The organism is Pseudomonas sp. RP-B7 (assembly GCF_059803535.1).
The window spans coordinates 26516-44014 of the sequence record NZ_JAPFHC010000019.1 but is presented as its reverse complement, the minus strand read 5'-3'; the positions used below and the strand labels follow the sequence as shown (position 1 = coordinate 44014).

The window sequence follows — 17499 nt, the reverse complement described above, 5'->3', positions numbered from 1 at the left end:
ACCGAGGGTCTATTCCAACATTCCTACGACTTGATCCGGGACAAGATGACTGCCGCAGTGGCCGTCCCTAAATCGGATCAGTATCCTAGCACCTCCTCGCCCGCCGACGCTAAGACCAAGCGGGCAGCCCAACAGGTTTAAAAACGAATGAATGCTCTAGCCCGCCGCGCCGCAGGCCTGCTGCTCAGCACAGTTTGTCTGCCCCTTTCAGCCTTGGCTGCCGACCCACAACCCACCCACGAATTCACCCTGGATAACGGCCTCAAAGTCGTCGTGCGCGAAGACCATCGTGCGCCAGTGGTGGTGTCCCAGGTCTGGTACAAGGTGGGCTCGAGCTACGAAACCCCGGGCCAGACCGGTTTGTCCCATGCCTTGGAACACATGATGTTCAAGGGCAGCGCCAAGGTCGGCCCCGGCGAAGCCTCGCTGATCCTGCGTGACCTGGGCGCCGAAGAGAACGCCTTTACCAGCGACGACTACACCGCCTACTACCAGGTACTGGCCCGTGACCGCCTGGGCGTCGCCTTCGAACTGGAAGCCGACCGCATGGCCAGCCTGCGCCTGCCGGCCGACGAGTTCAGCCGCGAAATCGAGGTCATCAAGGAAGAACGCCGCCTGCGCACCGACGACAACCCGATGTCCAAGGCCTACGAACGCTTCAAGGCCATGGCCTTCCCGGCCAGCGGCTATCACACGCCGACCATCGGCTGGATGGCTGACCTGGACCGCATGAAGGTCGAAGAACTGCGCCACTGGTATCAGGCCTGGTACGTGCCGAACAACGCCACCCTGGTGGTGGTCGGCGATGTGACCCCGGACGAGGTCAAGACCCTTGCCCAGCGCTACTTCGGCCCGATCCCCAAGCGTGACGTGCCACCGGCCAAGGTGCCGATGGAACTGGCCGAGCCCGGCGAGCGCCTGCTGACCATGAAAGTGCAGACCCAACTGCCCAGCGTGATCCTCGGCTTCAACGTGCCGGGCCTGGCCACCGCCGAAGACAAACGCTCGGTCCAGGCCCTGCGCCTGATCTCGGCGCTGCTGGACGGCGGCTACAGCGCACGCATCTCCGAACAGCTGGAGCGTGGTGAAGAGCTGGTCTCCGCCGCCTCCACCAACTACGACGCCTACACCCGTGGCGACAGCCTGTTCACCCTCTCGGCCACGCCGAACCAGCAGAAGAAAAAGACCATTGCCCAAGCCGAAGCCGGCCTGTGGCGCCTGCTGGATGAACTCAAGGCCAAGCCGCCAACCGCCGCAGAACTGGAACGCATCCGCGCCCAGGTCATCGCCGGCCTGGTCTACCAGCGTGACTCCATCACCAGCCAGGCCACGGCCATCGGCTCGCTGGAAACCGTCGGCCTGTCCTGGAAGCTGATGGACACCGAGCTTGCCGAACTGCAAAGCGTGACCCCGCAAGACATCCAGAAAGCCGCCCGCACCTACTTCACCCGCGAACGTCTCAGCGTCGCCCACGTACTGCCTGAGGAGACCGCTCATGAGTGATCGCAAAAGCAGCCGCCTGATCCTGCCCGGCCTGATCGCCGTCACCCTGGTCGCCGCCGGCGCCGTGTATTTCCTGCGCCCGAGCGAATCCATCGCCAGCCCGGCGCTGGAAAAAGCCCAATCGGCCAACAAGCTGCAATCCCTTGCGGAGCTGGACGGCAAGGCGCCGACCAACCGCAAGCTCGACGTACAAACCTGGACCACCGCCGAGGGCGCCAAAGTACTGTTCGTCGAAGCCCATGAACTGCCGATGTTCGACATGCGCATCCTGTTCGCCGCCGGCAGCAGCCAGGACGGCAACGTGCCGGGCCTGGCGTTGATGACCAACGCCATGCTCAACGAAGGCGTGCCGGGCAAGGATGTCAGCCAGATCGCCCGCGACTTTGAAGGCCTGGGCGCAGACTTCGGCAATGGCGCCTTCCGCGACATGGCGCTGGTGTCGCTGCGCAGCCTGAGCGCCAGCGACAAGCGCGACGCCGCGCTGTCGCTGTTTGACGAGGTGATCGGCAAGCCGACGTTCCCGGCCGACTCCCTGGCCCGGATCAAGAACCAGATCCTCGCGGGCTTCGAATACCAGAAGCAAAACCCGGCCAAGCTGGCCAGCCTTGAGCTGTTCAAGCGTCTTTATGGCGACCACCCTTACGCACACCCGAGCGAAGGCACTCCCGAGAGCGTTCCGAAGATCAGCCTGGCGCAGTTGCAGGCGTTCCACGCCAAGGCATACGCAGCGGGTAACGCCGTGATTGCAGTCGTAGGCGACCTCACCCGCGCCGAAGCCGAAGCCATGACCGCCAAGGTGTCCGCATCGCTGCCCAAAGGCCCGGCACTGGCGAAGATCGCCCAGCCGAGCGAACCTAAAGCCGGCCTGAGCCATATCGAGTTTCCGTCCAAGCAGACACACCTATTGTTCGCCCAGCTCGGCATCGATCGCACCGACCCGGACTACGCAGCCTTGTCCCTGGGCAACCAGATCCTCGGCGGCGGCGGTTTCGGCACGCGCCTGATGAGCGAAGTGCGCGAAAAACGCGGCCTGACCTACGGCGTCTACTCCGGCTTCTCCCCGATGCAGGCGCGCGGCCCGTTCATGATCAACCTGCAGACCCGAGCCGAAATGAGCGGCGGCACCCTGCGCCTGGTCGAGGATGTTGTCGCCGACTACCTCAAGACCGGCCCGACACAAAAGGAACTGGATGACGCCAAGCGCGAACTGGCCGGCAGCTTCCCTCTGTCTACCGCGAGCAACGCCGATATCGTCGGGCAGCTGGGTGCGATGGGTTTCTACAACCTGCCGCTGAGCTATCTGGAAGATTTCATGAAACAATCCCAGGCCCTGACCGTAGAGCAGGTCAAGGCTGCAATGAACAAACACTTGAGCGCCGACAAGATGGTCATCGTGACCGCCGGCCCGACGACTGCGCAAAAGCCACTACCGCCCCCCACTGATAAACCCGCCGAGCAGCCGCTCGGGGTTCCGGAGCATTAATGGCCAGTTCATCTCGCCCGAAAAAACCTGTCCACAACGTCCACAACGGTGTGGGCCAACTGCGCATCATTGGCGGTGAATGGGGCAGCCGCAAGCTGAGCTTCCCCGATGTCGTGGGCCTGCGCCCAACGCCGGATCGCGTGCGTGAAACCCTGTTCAACTGGCTCGCGCCGTACATCGGCGGTGCCAAGGTACTGGACCCGTTCGCAGGCAGCGGTGCGCTGTTCCTGGAGGCGCTGTCCCGTGGCGCCGCCCAGGCCCAGGCGCTGGACGCGAGCAACGTGGCGGTCTCCAGCCTCAAGGAACACCTGGGCACCCTGCGCTGCACCAACGGCCAGGTGCAGACTGCCGATGCCCTGCGCTACCTGGAAACCCAACCAGCCAGCGAGTACGACGTGGTGTTCCTCGACCCGCCGTTCAACCAGAACCTGCTGCCGACCGTGTGCACACTGCTGGAAGAGCGCCAATGGCTGGCTCCCGATGCGTGGATCTACACTGAAAGCGAGACCGCACCTTCCACACTGGGTCTGCCGGGCGCCTGGCGCCTGCACCGGGAGCAGAAGTCCGGTCGGGTGTATTACGCGTTGTGGCACCGCCTGGTCGAAAGCGCCGCCTAGCAGGACTCTGTAGTGAGCGGGCTTGCCCGCGCTGCGATCAACCAGGCGCCTCAAGCTAACCTGACACACCGCCGGCGCGGGGCGAGCCCGCTCACCACCATTGAGTTCGCCTGCTACCGAGATTCTCATGACTCCCTCTTCAGACCGGTTCAAACCCGCCTTCGGCCTCGGCAACCCCCACCTGCAAACGCTGTGGGGGCCGCTGTGGCGCCCCACTACCCATCTCGAACGCCAACGCGAACGCCTGTGGCTGGACGACGGTGACTTCCTCGACCTCGACTGGCACGGCCCCCACGACGCCCAAGCGCCGCTGGTGCTGGTGCTGCACGGGCTGACCGGTTCATCCAACTCGCCCTACGTCGCCGGCCTGCAAAAAGCCCTCGCCAGCCAAGGCTGGGCCAGCGCAGCGCTGAACTGGCGTGGCTGTTCGGGAGAGCCCAATCTACTGGCGCGCAGCTATCACTCAGGCGCCAGCGAAGACCTGGCCGCCGCAATTGCCCACCTGCGTGCCAAGCGACCGTTGGCGCCGCTGTATGCGGTGGGGTATTCGCTGGGTGGCAACGTGCTGCTCAAGCACCTCGGTGAAACCGGCGGCGCCTGCGGGCTGCAAGGCGCGGCGGCGGTGTCGGTGCCCTTTCGCCTGGATCAATGCGCCGACCGCATCGGGCTGGGGTTTTCGCGGGTGTACCAGAAGCACTTCATGCGCGAGATGCTCGCGTATATCCGCGTCAAGCAGAGCCGCTTCCTACAGGACGGCCGCGCGGACGGGCTGAAGACCCTGGAGGCCTTGGGCTCGCTGGAGAAGATGCGCACGTTCTGGGATTTCGACGGGCGGGTGACTGCGCCACTGCATGGCTTCCTCAGTGCCGAGGACTATTACCGACGGGCGTCGAGTCGCTACTACTTGGGGGAAATCCGCACGCCGACGCTGATTATCCAGGCGGCGGATGATCCGTTCGTGTTTGCCCACAGCTTGCCTGAGGCCGCTGAGTTGTCGGATTGCACGGAGTTCGAATTGACCGCCAAAGGTGGGCATGTGGGATTTGTCGACGGCTCACTCAAGCACCCGGGCTACTACCTCGAACGCCGCATCCCACAATGGCTACTGACACAACATCGGTAAAAATGTGGGAGCGGGCTTACATCCCGGATAGCTCAATCGCCGGTTGCAATAGCCCGCGCCGGATCAGTAATCCACTCACTCCAAGACCCCGCATACAACTTACCCAATGGGTACCCCGCCAGGCTCAGGGCGAACAGGTTATGACACGCCGTCACCCCCGAACCGCAATAGGCCACCAACTCGTCCGGTGAGCGGCCTTGCAACTGCTCAGCAAACCGTTGCTTGAGCTGCTCAACCGGCAGGAAACGCCCATCGCTGCCCAGGTTTTCACTGAACGCCGCGCACTGCGCCCCCGGAATATGCCCGGCAACCGGGTCGATCGGCTCAACCTCACCACGAAACCGCGCCTGTGCGCGGGCATCGATCAGGGTCAAACCTGGCTGGCCCAAGCGTTTTTGCAAGTGCTCGGCATCCAGCAGCAAACCGTAGTCCGGCGTGCCGACAAAGGTGCCAGACGCAACCAGCGGCGCATCCAGGCTCAACGGGAAACCGGCGGCATGCCAGGCCTTGAGGCCACCATCGAGGATAAACACACCATCGCGCTTGCCCAACCAGGCCAGCAACCACCACGCCCGGGCGGCGTATGCGCCGGGGCCGTCGTCATACAGCACCACGTCGGTGTCGGCATTGATGCCCCACGCCTGCAGTTGTTGAAGCAGAACGTCCGCCGCCGGCAGTGGATGACGGCCGGTCACACCTTTAATCACCGGGCCACTGAGGTGGCGCTCTAGGTCAGCGTACTGCGCGCCCTCGATATGCCCCTCGGCGTAGCTGCAACGCCCGTAATCCGGGTCTTCGAGAGCAAAACGGCAATCCAGGATCACCAGCCCGGGCGACTTCTGGCGCTCGGCCAATTGGGAGGGACTGATCAGTTGGGCAAGCGGCATGACGGACTCCTGTAAACAGATTCGGGAAAGGTCCTACTTCACTTCTTCCAGTGCCTGATTCAACGGCACGTAAAACTCTTTGAACAACGCATCCACCGCATCCTTGGCTTGGGGTGTGACAAACCCCGCCTCCAGCACCAGCACTTGATACACCCCGCGCTTGATCGCCTCGGCGCTCAAATGGGCGGAGTTTTCATTGGTGGTGCACAGGAAACGCACCCACGAGGTAAGGATAATCCACGCATTGAGGGTCAGGGCTTCGGTTTGGATCGGGTCCATATTGAGGATGCCGGCATCGACAAACCCCCGGTAGATGGCGTTGCCCTGGGTCAGGCAGCGCTGGGAAAACCGCCGATAGCCAGTGGCCAGTTCCGGGTCGCTTTCCAGCAAATGTTCAAGGTCGCGGTGCAGGAAACGATAGCGCCACATGCCGGCCAGCAGGGCCTGCAAGTAGAAGCGCTTGTCTTCAACGGTGGCGGCGCGCCCCTGGGGCGGGCGCAGAAAACTGTCTACCAGGGCTTCGTATTCACGGAACAGCACGGCGATGATCGCCTGCTTGTTGGGGAAGTGGTAGTACAGGTTGCCCGGCGAAATTTCCATGTGGGCGGCGATGTGGTTGGTGCTGATACTGCGCTCGCCCTGCTGGTTAAAAAGCTCCAGGCTGGTTTGCACAATGCGCTCGCTGGTCTTTACTCGTGGTGCCATAGGGGAATCAGCTTCTATACACGTGATGGGGCATCTTACGGCCTATCCCGGCCAGGATAAATCTGCATGTTGCTGCAATGTTATTTGACAATTTAGAGCAATGACTCTAAAAATCCAGGCAGACCTATAACAACCGGGAACTGCGCCATGTCTGCCAACGTTGCCTACCTGCAAGATTCCCAGGCGCTGGACCAACTCCAGGACCTGTTCGACGCCCAACAGCGCGCCTATGCCGCCAACCCGATGCCGCCGGCGGCGCAACGCCAGCAGTGGCTCAAGGCCTTGCGCGACGTGCTCAGCGACGAACGCCAGGCGTTGATCAACGCGATCAGCCAGGACTTCAGCCACCGCAGCGCCGACGAAACCCTGTTCGCCGAACTGATGCCCAGCCTGCATGGCATTCACTACGCCAGCAAACACCTCAAGGGCTGGATGAAGCCTTCGCGCCGCGCCGTAGGCCTGGCCTTCCAGCCCGCGTCAGCCAAAGTCATCTATCAACCGCTGGGCGTGGTCGGGGTGATCGTGCCTTGGAATTACCCGTTGTACCTGGCCATCGGCCCGCTGGTCGGTGCATTGGCCGCCGGCAACCGGGTGATGCTCAAGCTCAGCGAATCCACCCCGGCCACCGGCGAACTGCTCAAGACGCTGCTGGCGAAGATCTTTCCCGAGGACCTGGTGTGCGTGGTGCTGGGCGAGGCAGAGGTGGGCATGGCGTTTTCCAGGCTGCGTTTCGACCACCTGCTGTTCACCGGCGCCACCAGCATCGGCAAACACGTGATGCGCGCGGCGGCCGAGCACCTCACGCCGGTCACCCTGGAGCTGGGCGGCAAGTCGCCGGCCATCGTGTCCGCCGATGTGCCGCTCAAGGACGCCGCCGAACGCATCGCCTTCGGCAAAGCCTTGAACGCCGGGCAGACCTGCGTGGCGCCGGACTACGTGCTGGTCCCGGAAGATCGTGTGGAAGGGTTCGTCGAGGCCTACACCCAAGCCATTCGCGGGTTTTATCCGACCCTGGCAGACAACCCGGACTACACCGCCATCATCAACGAACGGCAATTGGCGCGGCTCAATGCCTACACCAAGGACGCCACCGACAAAGGCGCCACCCTGATCCCGCTGTATGAGCAAGGCCAGGCACGGCGCATGGCCCACAGCCTGCTGCTGAATGTCAGCGACGACATGACGGTGATGCAGGACGAGATCTTCGGCCCGCTGCTGCCCATCGTGCCCTATCGCGGCCTCGACCAGGCCTTCGCCTACATCAACCAGCGCCCTCGCCCGCTGGCCCTGTATTACTTCGGCTACAACAAGCGCGAACAGGAGCGTGTGCTGCACGAGACCCATTCCGGCGGCGTGTGCCTGAACGACACCTTGCTGCACGTGGCCCAGGACGACATGCCATTTGGCGGCATCGGCCCCTCGGGCATGGGCCACTACCACGGTCACGAAGGCTTTCTCACCTTCAGCAAGGCCAAGGGCGTGCTGGTGAAACAGCGCCTGAACGCCGCGAAATTGATCTACCCGCCGTACGGAAAATCCATCCAGAAGTTGATCCAGAAGCTGTTTATCCGCTGATCACGCCACTCTCGGGATAACAATAACAATGAACCCCAGCCTGACTGAAACACCCGCGCTGTCACGGCGCGGCGTCTTGAAAATCGGCCTGTGCGCCAGCGCCTTCCTGGCCACCGCCGGGCTTGGCGCCAGCCTCAGCGGCTGCTCCAGCAGCACGCCGGCCAGCGGTTTTGTGATGTTGCGCAGCAGTGATTTGCCGTTCCTGCGCGCCGTCATCCCGGTACTGCTTGAAGGCGTGGCCAGCGCCCAGGAAGTTGCCAGCACAATGGAAGACACGCTGAAAAAGCTCGACTTCAGCCTGCAACGCCTGTCGCCGGAGATGTTCAAGCTCACCCAGCAACTGTTCGACGTGCTGGGCATGGGCATCACCCGCGGACCGTTGACCGGGATCTGGGGCAGTTGGGAAAACGCCAGCAGCGAGCAGATCCGCAACTTCCTGCACCGCTGGGAGAACAGTTACCTGAACCTGTTGCGCATGGGCCAGGGCTCGCTGCTCAAGCTGGTGATCATGGCGTGGTACTTCCAGCCGGCGTCGTGGGCCCACTGCGGCTATCCCGGCCCACCAAAGATCTAAGCCTTGATAACCCAACCCAAAATGTGGGAGCGGGCTTGCTCGCGAAAGCGGTGTGTCAGCCAATACATTCTTCACTGATGTACCGCCTTCGCGAGCAAGCCCGCTCCCACATTTTGATTGCAACTTCGTAGCGACCGACACCTATAACAACAAGAGTGCATGTCTATGCCCGTACCCGATCTGTTCCGTGATGGCCTGGCCCGTGGCTGGAAAACCCACAATGGCGCTGCCCTCGACAGCGACCTGACCCTGGAAGCCGACGTAGCCATCATCGGCAGCGGCGCCGGGGGCGGTACCACCGCCGAAATCCTCAGTGCCGCCGGCTACAAAGTGTTGCTGATCGAGGAGGGCCCGCTCAAGACCAGCAGCGACTTCAAGCTGCTCGAAGACGAGGCCTACACCAGCCTGTACCAGGAAGGCATCGGCCGCATGAGCAAGGACGGCGCGATCACCATCCTGCAAGGTCGGGCGGTAGGCGGCACCACGCTGATCAACTGGACATCGAGCTTTCGCACACCAGACGCCACCCTTTCCCACTGGGCCAGCGAATACGCGGTGAAGGGCCACAGCAGCGCCGAGATGGCGCCGTGGTTTGAAAAAATGGAGCAGCGCCTGGGCATCGCCCCCTGGGCCATGCCGCCGAATGCCAACAACGAGGTGATCCGCAAAGGCTGCGAGAAGCTCGGCTACAGCTGGCACGTGATCCCGCGCAACGTGCGCGGCTGCTTCAACCTGGGGTATTGCGGCATGGGGTGCCCGGTCAACGCCAAGCAATCGATGCTGGTGACCACGATCCCGTCCACCCTGGAAAAAGGCGGTGAGCTGCTCTACCTCGCCCGCGCCGAACGCCTGAAATTCACCGGCGACACCATCAGCAGCCTGGAATGCGTGGCGATGGACGCCCTGTGCGTGGCGCCCACAGGGCGCAGGATCAGCGTGAAGGCCAAGCACTACGTGCTGTCTGGCGGCGGCATCAACAGCCCGGCCCTACTGATGCGCTCGGACGCGCCCGACCCGCACTCGCGCCTGGGCAAGCGGACCTTTTTGCACCTGGTGAATTTTTCCGCCGGGCTGTTCGACGAGGTGATCAACCCGTTCTACGGCGCACCGCAGTCGATCTACTCCGACCATTTCCAATGGCAGGACGGCACCACCGGCAAAATGTCGTACAAGCTTGAGGCGCCGCCCCTGCACCCGGCGCTGGCCAGTACCCTGCTCGGTGGCTACGGCACGCAAAACGCCCTGGACATGAGCCAACTGCCCAATACCCACGCGATGCTCGCCCTGCTGCGCGATGGCTTTCACCCCGACAGCCCCGGTGGCAACGTGGAGTTGCGCGGCGACGGTACGCCGGTGCTCGACTATCAGGTCTCGGACTACGCCTGGGACGGCCTGCGCCGGGCATTCCACAGCATGGCCGAGATTCAGTTCGCGGCGGGCGCCAAGTCGGTCAAGCCGCTGCATCACGATGCGCGCTACGTCAAAACCCTGGCCGAAGCCCGTACCCTGATCGAAGGCCTGAAGCTGGAACTGCACCGCACCTGCCTGGGCAGCGCCCATGTGATGGGCGGTTGCGCCATGGGCGAAGAGCCGAAAAATGCGGTGGCCGACAGCCTCGGGCGCCATCACCAATTACGCAACCTGTCGATCCACGATGGCTCGCTATTCCCCACCAGCATTGGGGCAAACCCGCAATTGTCGGTGTATGGATTGACCGCGCAATTGGCCACTGCCTTGGCCGAACGTCTGAAAACAGCGTGAAAAAACGTCGGATAAGCGGCCTCTATCTACATAAGTCGACTTGGCCGACCGGGATGGCTGCGATACCATCCGGTTCCCCAACGGACTCCGCCAGGACGACGCGATGAACCGAGTGTTGTACCCAGGTACTTTCGACCCGATTACCAAAGGCCATGGCGATCTGGTCGAACGCGCCTCACGCTTGTTCGACCATGTGATCATCGCGGTCGCAGCCAGCCCCAAGAAAAACCCGCTGTTCCCCCTGGAACAGCGCGTGGAGCTGGCGCGTGAAGTCACCAAGCACCTGCCCAATGTGGAAGTGGTGGGCTTCTCGACGCTGCTGGCGCATTTCGCCAAAGAGCAGAACGCCAATGTGTTCCTGCGCGGCCTGCGCGCGGTGTCGGACTTCGAATACGAATTCCAGCTGGCCAACATGAACCGCCAACTGGCGCCGGACGTGGAGAGCCTGTTTCTCACGCCGTCGGAACGTTATTCGTTCATTTCCTCGACGTTGGTTCGTGAAATCGCCGCGTTGGGTGGAGATATCACCAAGTTCGTCCACCCGGCCGTCGCCGATGCACTGACCCTGCGCTTCAAAAAGTAACTTGGCCCGTAGTGAGCGGGCTTGCCCGCGCCCGCGGTGTGTCAGGTTAGCTTGAGGCGCCTGGTCGATCGCAGCGCGGGGCAGCCCGCTCACTACAGCCATAGGTCAGAGCTGCTCGCACTGCGGGCGCCAATGCGGCACAATTGCGCGCATTAGTTTTCAGATGCCCTGGCTGACAGCCCTGGCAGGAGTTTCCATGTCCCTGATCATCACCGACGATTGCATCAACTGCGACGTCTGCGAACCCGAGTGCCCGAACGCTGCCATTTCCCAAGGTGAAGAGATCTACGTGATCGATCCGAACCTGTGCACACAGTGCGTCGGCCACTATGACGAACCTCAGTGCCAGCAGGTCTGCCCGGTGGATTGCATTCCGCTGGATGAAGCCCATCCGGAGACGGAAGAGCAGTTGATGGAGAAGTACCGCAAGATTACTGGCAAGGCCTGAAGATTTTCAGTGCCTGCAAGGGCCTCATCGCGGGCAAGCCCGCTCCCACATTTTGACCGTGTGAACCCGATCAAGTGTGGGAGCGGGCTTGCCCGCGATGGCGGCATCAGCCCTCACACCGCAATCAGCTTTGACACCTTGGGCAAAACACACTCGCCCGCTGCCCCAGTACCACATTGCGCAACTCAGTCCCGCACACCTTGCACGCCTCGTTCCCCCGGCCATAGACAAACAGCTCCTGCTGGAAGTACCCCGGCTGCCCGTCCCCACCGATAAAGTCGCGCAATGTCGTACCGCCCCGCTCGATCGCAGCGGCCAGGATGCGCTTGATCTCGATCGCCAGCTTCAAATAGCGCCCACGGGAAATACCGCCCGCCGCACGACGCGGATCAATCCCCGCCGCAAACAACGCCTCGGTCGCATAGATGTTGCCCACACCAACCACCACCGCGTTGTCCATGATGAACGGCTTCACCGCCATCGACTTGCCGCGAGACAGTTGAAACAAACGCTCACCGTCGAACAGGTCGGTCAACGGCTCCGGCCCCAGGCGCAGCAGCAGCTCGTGGTTGTGCGGGTCCTGGCTCCAGAGCATCGCGCCAAAGCGCCGCGGGTCGGTGTAGCGCAGGGCCAGGCCAGACTCCAGCTCGATGTCCACATGCTCATGCTTGGCCGCTGGCATGCCGACCTCCACCAGGCGCAGGTTGCCCGACATGCCCAGGTGGCTGATCAAGGTGCCCACTTCGGCATTGATCAACAGGTACTTGGCGCGCCGCTCCACCAGCACGATGCGCTGCCCGGACAGGCGCACATCCAGGTCTTCCGGGATCGGCCAGCGCAGGCGCCGCTCACGGACCACCACACGGCTGACGCGTTGGCCTTCCAGGTGCGGCGCGATCCCGCGCCGGGTGGTTTCGACTTCAGGTAACTCGGGCATGCGTACCTCGTGAAAGAAGGGTCAGTGGGCGCCCAGTTCGCGGATCGACAACTTCATGCTTTCGAAGTCGTAGTCCGACAGGCCCACGTAGTCCAGCACCAGATGGCCGATGGCATTCCACTCATGATCGACAGTCTGGTTGCCCAGCACGCGGTACGACGAGCCGATGTGCTCGGCCATTTTGAGGATCGCCAGCAGGTTTTTCAGCTGCGGATTGCGCGACGATTCATCGCTGAAGATCGCCAGGGCGTTGTGGTGGTTGGCGATGGCGTCGGTCACATGCTCCGGCAGGCGCCAGGATTTGGCGGTGTAGTAGCCGACCACCGCGTGGTTGGTGTTGAACGCGTTGTTCTCGGTGTCGACCACGCGGCAGTCGGGGCCGGCGTTGGCATAGGCCTCTTCGAGCACCGTCATGTAGTTGGGGAAGCGCTTGAGCATCAGCGGCACGCCGCAATCGTGGAACAGGCCGAGGGCGTAGGCCTCGTCCACCGCCTGGGCACCGATGCGCTTGGCCAGGGTCAGGCAGGTCATGGCCACGTCTTGGGCAGTGTCCCAGAAGCGGTTGAGGGTGACGATGGTGTCGTCGCTCATCTCGCCCTTGATCGACAGGGCGTTGATCAGGTTGATGATCGAACGGCTGCCCAGCAGGTTCACGGCGCGCTGGATCGAGGCGATCTTGTTGCTCAAGCCGTAATACGACGAGTTGACGATCTTCAGCAACGCCCCGGACAGGCCCGGGTCCTGGGCGATCAGCCGGGCGATCACTTCCAGGTCCGGGTCAGGCATGTACTGCTCCATCTGCAGATCCACCATGATCTGCGGTTGAGGCGGCACACTGATGCCTTGCAGGGCCTGCTGGATCTGTTCGGCGGATAGCTCTTGGGACATAAGTACTTACTCTGGGCTAGGCGGGGATTCTAACCTCTATGGGAACCTGACCGACACCTCAAAAACCGGAACTGAAACCCGATCCAATGTGGGAGCTGGCTTGCCTGCGATGGCCTCACCGCCGTACGTCAGATACACCGCGCCGCCTGCATCGCAGGCAAGCCAGCTCCCACATGAAACGGCGTGCAACAGGTATACTCCCGCTCTTTTTTCCGGAGCGACGTCATGTCCCTGCCAAGCCTGCGTCTCAAAGCCAACGCCGATCGTCGTTTGCGCAACGGCCACCTGTGGGTCTACAGCAACGAAATCGACGTGGCCGCCACCCCACTCCACGGCTTCCAGGCAGGCGACCAGGCTATCCTGGAAGCGGCCGGCGGCAAGACCCTGGGCATCGTGGCCATGAGCCCGAACAACCTGATCTGCGCCCGCCTGCTGTCGCGCGACATCAAGTTGCCGCTGGACAAGTCGCTGCTGGTGCACCGCCTGAACGTCGCCCTGTCCCTGCGTGACCGCCTGTTCGACAAGCCGTTCTACCGCCTGGTCTACGGCGATTCCGACCTGTTGCCAGGCCTGGTGGTCGACCGTTTCGGCGACATCCTGGTGGTACAGATCGCCTCGGCGACCATGGAAGCCCATAAAGAAGACGTGATCGCCGCCCTGACCCAAGTGCTCAAGCCCAGCGGCATCCTGTTCAAGAACGACTCCGCCGCACGCGACGCCGAAGGCCTCAACCGCTACGTCGAAACCGTGTTCGGCCTGGTGCCGGAGTGGGTGGCGCTGGAAGAAAACGGCGTGAAATTCGAAGCCCCGGTGATCCAGGGCCAGAAAACCGGCTGGTTCTACGACCACCGCATGAACCGCGCCCGCCTGGCTCCGTATGCCAAAGGCAAACGCGTGCTCGACCTGTACAGCTACATCGGCGGCTGGGGCGTGCAAGCCGCGGCCTTTGGCGCCAGTGAAGTGTTCTGCGTCGACGCCTCGGCCTTCGCCCTCGACGGCGTGGAGCGCAACGCCGCGCTGAACGGCTTTGCCGAGAAAATGACCTGCATCGAAGGCGACGTGTTTGAAGCCTTGAAAGAACTGAAAGCCAGCGAGGAACGCTTCGACGTGATCGTCGCCGACCCACCGGCGTTCATCAAACGCAAAAAAGACATGAAGAACGGCGAAGGCGCCTACCGCCGCCTCAACGAGCAAGCCATGCGCCTGCTCAGCAAGGACGGCATCCTCGTCAGCGCTTCGTGCTCCATGCACCTGCCGGAAGACGACCTGCAAAACATCCTGCTGACCAGCGCCCGCCATCTGGACCGCAACATCCAGATGCTCGAACGCGGCGGCCAAGGCCCGGATCACCCGGTGCATCCGGCGATTGCCGAGACGCGCTACATCAAGAGCATCACGTGCCGGTTGCTGCCTAACAGCTAAGTAGAGTTAGAACGCAGAACAAAATGTGGGAGCGGGCTTGCTCGCGAATGCGGTGGATCAGTTACAAAGTTGTTAACTGACACACCGCATTCGCGAGCAAGCCCGCTCCCACACTTTTTTGCGCAGTGCCAGAAACATTGTTCCGACTTCTACAAGCCACTTTTTTTGATTGAATTCCATTTTCCGCAGACTAGTATCGATTTCTGGTTCTACTCCGGGAAAACAAAAACAATGTCTGGGCCCGCCCTCTCGCGCTTCATCCTGATCACCTGCATTTCCCTGATCAGCTTCTTTCCGATCAATATCCTGCTGCCCTCCTTCCCCGCCCTGTCCGCCCACTTCGATACGCCCACCGCTGACGTCGCGCTGTCCATCAGCCTGTTCACGCTGGTCTTTGCGATCTCCCAACTGGTGGCCGGCCCGCTGTCGGATAAATGGGGGCGCAAGGAAGTGCTGATCGGCTGCATCAGCCTGTCGATCCTCGGCGCCATCGGTTGCGCATGGGCGCCGGATTACCTGAGCTTCCTGCTGTTTCGCAGTGTCCAGGCCATGGGCTGTGGATTTTTCGTGCTGGGCCACGCGCTGGTGGAAGACCTGTTCGACGAACAAGACCGCGCCCGCGTGCGCCTGTATTACATGACCTTGAGCGGCTCGTTTGTCGCGCTGTCACCGCTGATCGGCTCTTGGCTGCAAACCACCTTCGACTGGCAAGGCAGTTTCTACGGCTTTGCCCTGATGGCGCTGGGCATGTTGATCCACGCGGCCTGCATCCTGTCGTCGAAGGCCGCCAGCCCGCACCGTGCCGCCGTTTCCATCATCGATACGCTGAAAGCCGTGGCTAAAAATCGCGACTTCCTACGTTATTGGTGGATCGCCGCGCTGGTGTTCGCCTGCTACTTCGCGCTGATCAGCATGACACCGCTGATCTTCATGGACACGCTGCAGCTTTCCGAATACCAATACGCGCTGGTGCTGATGGTGTACGGCGTGGCCTACCTGCTCGGCGGCGTCGTGGCGTCGTATTTGCAAAAACGCATCACGCTGTCGCGGCAGATAAACATCGGCCTCGGCTTGCTGAGTGTCGCCGGGGTGCTGCTGACATTGATTGTCGGCATGCACGCCATCACCACGGTGACCTTGCTGATCCCGATGCTGATCAGCGCCCTCAATTTTATCGTGCTCAGCCTATGGGGGCTGGTGACCAACCGGCAGACTACGGCTCGCGCATTACCGGCGTGAGCAGCATGTCACTGGTCTGCAATTGCCGGTAACGCGGCTTGACCAGTTCGATCCTGCCGATGCGGATGTCGTGGATCAGCGTTTCGGTGTCCACATAGCCGTCCGGCAGTTGCGTCCAGACCAGTGGGCCGCGATCGTCCCATTGGCCTTTCTCATCCAGGGCAAAGATGCGCGGTGGCTTGGAGTCTTGGCGGTAGCCGGTGTTTGGAATCGCCAGCACTTCGGGCTGGCCGTCCAGGTCCAGATCCACCGCCCACAACACACAGTTGGACTCGCACGGTGAGTCGGTAGCCAGGCTCAGTTCGGCAAACTGCTCGCTGCCCTTGGGCTTGGGACCGATCCATTCGAGTTCGGGCTTGGGCCGGCGGGCGCGCTCCTTTTCATACTGTTCGCTGAAACTCAGCGCCGTGTCGTCCATGCGCTCGCGCAAGGCACGACGCGAATCCGCGTCAAGAATGCGCTCTTTATCCAGATCCTCCTGCAACTTGGCGTAAGCCTCCTCGCCGGCCTTCTCCAGGCCAAAACGCAGGTAGTGCGCATCAAAGGCCTCGGCCTTGGTGCGCCCGTCCAGCAAGCGTTGCACCTGATCATTCACACTGATCTGTACCGGGTTGAGCAGCGGCGTGTTGATCAACACCACCAGCGCACAAAACAGCAACGCCAGTGCCGGGTTGGTCACACGCAAGTTGCCCAGCCACACCGGTTTACGCAGCACCACCGCCCACACCGCCGCCAGGCCGTACAAACCACACAGTGATGCCGCCGCCAGCGCAATGAACCGTTGCGGCGACAAGGCGTATTGCTCGACCCGCAGCCAGCTCGAATAAAACGCCAGCGCCGCGAGCACCGGCAGGCACAACAGGCTCAACTCGATAAACCGCGTCAGCCACTTTGGATACGGCCGAGGCTGCGCGCCATCCTGGAACACCCCGTTGAGCAGAAACAGCTGAGCCCCGGCCAGCACCAGCAAAATCGGTGTGGAATAGCCCGTCGCCCATATCCGCCCAAGCCCGGTAAACGGCAGGGCCAGGGTAAACAGCACGCTGATCAGCGCAATCAACGGCAGTAGCAAACCACACGCGCTGAACAGCATGCCGCGCATCTGGCCGATGACTTTTTCACTGCGGGCCGCCAAGTACATGCCGAGCGCGAACACCAGTGGCAGGGCGAAACACAGGAACAACTCACTCCAGAAATGATGCTCGAAGAACTCGATGCCCAACATCAGGAACAGCCGGCCCCACAGCTTGAGCAACGCCATGAACAGCCCCACCAGGATCAACGCGTAGAGCACGATGAACACGCTGTTCCAGGCTTGCTGGAACAGGTCTTCATAGCGCCAGCGCTGGCCTTTGGCCGAGGGCCAGGCAAACAGGAAGCTGGCGCAGACGTAGCTCAGCACCACCACACTGATAAACCACGAGTTGATCGCCCAACGGTTGTCGCCGATATGCTCGACGCCATAACACACCCACAGCGTCATGCCGCCCATCAGCAGGGTGAACAGCAGCGTCGGCAACAGCGAACGCCAGTGCCGGACTTTTTCCCCGAGCAACTGCAACGTGGTGCCGCCCACCAGGACCAGGGTGTAGGTGACAAAAAACAGCGCTTCGTTCAAGCGATACAGCTGGTCGGAGTAATAGAAGGCGATTCCCTGGACCAGGCCGATCAGCAGGTAGAACCCAAGAAAACGATTGATACCGGGCATTCCAGTTCCTTTGGAGTGGAGAGGGACAAAAAAGGCCGCCAGTCTA

Annotated in this window: 16 protein-coding genes; 11 read left to right on the top strand and 5 right to left on the bottom strand. The window is 62.1% G+C overall.

Annotation, left to right across the window (positions count from 1 at the left end; genetic code table 11):
• Positions 1-147: 147 nt before the first annotated feature.
• The 4 genes from OPU96_RS17975 to OPU96_RS17960 all read left to right on the top strand — a co-directional run bounded on the left by OPU96_RS17975 (position 148) and on the right by OPU96_RS17960 (position 4726).
• Positions 148-1503 (top strand): M16 family metallopeptidase, encoded by a 1356-nt coding sequence (locus tag OPU96_RS17975; RefSeq protein ID WP_226454565.1) that lies wholly within the window; start codon positions 148-150, stop codon positions 1501-1503.
• Positions 1496-2986: a M16 family metallopeptidase gene (locus tag OPU96_RS17970; RefSeq protein WP_305391684.1), complete on the top strand. Its 1491-nt coding sequence runs from the start codon at positions 1496-1498 to the stop codon at positions 2984-2986. The genes OPU96_RS17975 and OPU96_RS17970 overlap by 8 nt, the downstream gene beginning before the upstream one ends.
• Positions 2986-3603, top strand: a complete 618-nt coding sequence (rsmD, locus tag OPU96_RS17965; protein ID WP_192301240.1) for a 16S rRNA (guanine(966)-N(2))-methyltransferase RsmD — start codon at positions 2986-2988, stop codon at positions 3601-3603. The genes OPU96_RS17970 and rsmD overlap by 1 nt, the downstream gene beginning before the upstream one ends.
• Before the next feature lie 127 nt (positions 3604-3730).
• Positions 3731-4726 carry a hydrolase gene (locus tag OPU96_RS17960; protein WP_498559442.1) on the top strand — a complete coding sequence of 332 codons (996 nt, stop codon included), beginning with the start codon at positions 3731-3733 and terminating at the stop codon, positions 4724-4726.
• Positions 4727-4758: 32 nt separating this feature from the next.
• On the opposite strand, the gene OPU96_RS17955 is transcribed toward OPU96_RS17960, so the two are convergent.
• Positions 4759-5613, bottom strand: a complete 855-nt coding sequence (locus OPU96_RS17955; protein WP_498559441.1) for a sulfurtransferase — start codon at positions 5611-5613, stop codon at positions 4759-4761.
• A gap of 33 nt (positions 5614-5646) precedes the next feature.
• Positions 5647-6318, bottom strand: coding sequence for a TetR/AcrR family transcriptional regulator (locus tag OPU96_RS17950; RefSeq protein ID WP_192297850.1), 672 nt, complete (start codon positions 6316-6318; stop codon positions 5647-5649).
• Positions 6319-6465: 147 nt separating this feature from the next.
• Here OPU96_RS17950 and OPU96_RS17945 point away from each other — a divergent pair, with 147 nt between their 5' ends.
• The 5 genes from OPU96_RS17945 (at position 6466) to OPU96_RS17925 (ending at position 11259) form a co-directional block, all read left to right on the top strand.
• Positions 6466-7893: a coniferyl aldehyde dehydrogenase gene (locus tag OPU96_RS17945; RefSeq protein WP_498559440.1), complete on the top strand. Its 1428-nt coding sequence runs from the start codon at positions 6466-6468 to the stop codon at positions 7891-7893.
• Positions 7894-7921: 28 nt separating this feature from the next.
• Entirely contained in the window at positions 7922-8467 is a 546-nt protein-coding gene (locus tag OPU96_RS17940) for a twin-arginine translocation pathway signal protein (RefSeq protein ID WP_226454570.1), read from the top strand.
• A gap of 165 nt (positions 8468-8632) precedes the next feature.
• The gene (locus OPU96_RS17935) at positions 8633-10228 is read left to right on the top strand and encodes a GMC family oxidoreductase (protein WP_305391687.1); all 1596 of its coding nucleotides are present in this window, start codon (positions 8633-8635) and stop codon (positions 10226-10228) included.
• A gap of 103 nt (positions 10229-10331) precedes the next feature.
• Positions 10332-10811, top strand: coding sequence for a pantetheine-phosphate adenylyltransferase (gene coaD / locus OPU96_RS17930; RefSeq protein WP_003176711.1), 480 nt, complete (start codon positions 10332-10334; stop codon positions 10809-10811).
• A gap of 196 nt (positions 10812-11007) precedes the next feature.
• Positions 11008-11259, top strand: a complete 252-nt coding sequence (locus tag OPU96_RS17925; protein WP_003195146.1) for a YfhL family 4Fe-4S dicluster ferredoxin — start codon at positions 11008-11010, stop codon at positions 11257-11259.
• A 124-nt stretch (positions 11260-11383) separates the two neighbouring features.
• Here the strand turns inward: OPU96_RS17925 and mutM are convergent, their stop codons facing one another.
• Both mutM and OPU96_RS17915 read right to left on the bottom strand, forming a co-directional pair.
• Complete coding sequence (gene mutM / locus OPU96_RS17920; RefSeq protein ID WP_305391688.1) at positions 11384-12196, bottom strand: bifunctional DNA-formamidopyrimidine glycosylase/DNA-(apurinic or apyrimidinic site) lyase; 813 nt, start codon at positions 12194-12196, stop codon at positions 11384-11386.
• 21 nt (positions 12197-12217) lie between these two features.
• Positions 12218-13030, bottom strand: coding sequence for an HDOD domain-containing protein (locus OPU96_RS17915; protein ID WP_192298234.1), 813 nt, complete (start codon positions 13028-13030; stop codon positions 12218-12220).
• Between the two features lie 279 nt (positions 13031-13309).
• Here OPU96_RS17915 and OPU96_RS17910 point away from each other — a divergent pair, with 279 nt between their 5' ends.
• Together OPU96_RS17910 and OPU96_RS17905 are read left to right on the top strand one after the other, a co-directional pair.
• Positions 13310-14506 carry a class I SAM-dependent rRNA methyltransferase gene (locus OPU96_RS17910; protein ID WP_003195152.1) on the top strand — a complete coding sequence of 399 codons (1197 nt, stop codon included), beginning with the start codon at positions 13310-13312 and terminating at the stop codon, positions 14504-14506.
• Between the two features lie 231 nt (positions 14507-14737).
• Entirely contained in the window at positions 14738-15745 is a 1008-nt protein-coding gene (locus tag OPU96_RS17905) for an MFS transporter (RefSeq protein ID WP_498559439.1), read from the top strand.
• Here OPU96_RS17905 and OPU96_RS17900 read toward each other — a convergent pair.
• The gene (locus tag OPU96_RS17900) at positions 15720-17453 is read right to left on the bottom strand and encodes a DUF4153 domain-containing protein (RefSeq protein WP_226454574.1); all 1734 of its coding nucleotides are present in this window, start codon (positions 17451-17453) and stop codon (positions 15720-15722) included. The two genes, OPU96_RS17905 and OPU96_RS17900, sit on opposite strands and share 26 nt — an antisense overlap.
• Between the last annotated feature and the right edge of the window lie 46 nt (positions 17454-17499).

What these genes read in the sequence shown, in the direction of transcription:
- OPU96_RS17975 (WP_226454565.1), top strand. Translation starts at nt 148, where the DNA reads ATGAATGCTCTAGCCCGCCGCGCCGCAGGCCTGCTGCTCAGCACAGTT.
- OPU96_RS17970 (WP_305391684.1), top strand. Translation starts at nt 1,496, where the DNA reads ATGAGTGATCGCAAAAGCAGCCGCCTGATCCTGCCCGGCCTGATCGCC.
- rsmD (WP_192301240.1), top strand. Translation starts at nt 2,986, where the DNA reads ATGGCCAGTTCATCTCGCCCGAAAAAACCTGTCCACAACGTCCACAAC.
- OPU96_RS17960 (WP_498559442.1), top strand. Translation starts at nt 3,731, where the DNA reads ATGACTCCCTCTTCAGACCGGTTCAAACCCGCCTTCGGCCTCGGCAAC.
- OPU96_RS17955 (WP_498559441.1), bottom strand. Translation starts at nt 5,613, where the DNA reads ATGCCGCTTGCCCAACTGATCAGTCCCTCCCAATTGGCCGAGCGCCAG.
- OPU96_RS17950 (WP_192297850.1), bottom strand. Translation starts at nt 6,318, where the DNA reads ATGGCACCACGAGTAAAGACCAGCGAGCGCATTGTGCAAACCAGCCTG.
- OPU96_RS17945 (WP_498559440.1), top strand. Translation starts at nt 6,466, where the DNA reads ATGTCTGCCAACGTTGCCTACCTGCAAGATTCCCAGGCGCTGGACCAA.
- OPU96_RS17940 (WP_226454570.1), top strand. Translation starts at nt 7,922, where the DNA reads ATGAACCCCAGCCTGACTGAAACACCCGCGCTGTCACGGCGCGGCGTC.
- OPU96_RS17935 (WP_305391687.1), top strand. Translation starts at nt 8,633, where the DNA reads ATGCCCGTACCCGATCTGTTCCGTGATGGCCTGGCCCGTGGCTGGAAA.
- coaD (WP_003176711.1), top strand. Translation starts at nt 10,332, where the DNA reads ATGAACCGAGTGTTGTACCCAGGTACTTTCGACCCGATTACCAAAGGC.
- OPU96_RS17925 (WP_003195146.1), top strand. Translation starts at nt 11,008, where the DNA reads ATGTCCCTGATCATCACCGACGATTGCATCAACTGCGACGTCTGCGAA.
- mutM (WP_305391688.1), bottom strand. Translation starts at nt 12,196, where the DNA reads ATGCCCGAGTTACCTGAAGTCGAAACCACCCGGCGCGGGATCGCGCCG.
- OPU96_RS17910 (WP_003195152.1), top strand. Translation starts at nt 13,310, where the DNA reads ATGTCCCTGCCAAGCCTGCGTCTCAAAGCCAACGCCGATCGTCGTTTG.
- OPU96_RS17905 (WP_498559439.1), top strand. Translation starts at nt 14,738, where the DNA reads ATGTCTGGGCCCGCCCTCTCGCGCTTCATCCTGATCACCTGCATTTCC.
- OPU96_RS17900 (WP_226454574.1), bottom strand. Translation starts at nt 17,453, where the DNA reads ATGCCCGGTATCAATCGTTTTCTTGGGTTCTACCTGCTGATCGGCCTG.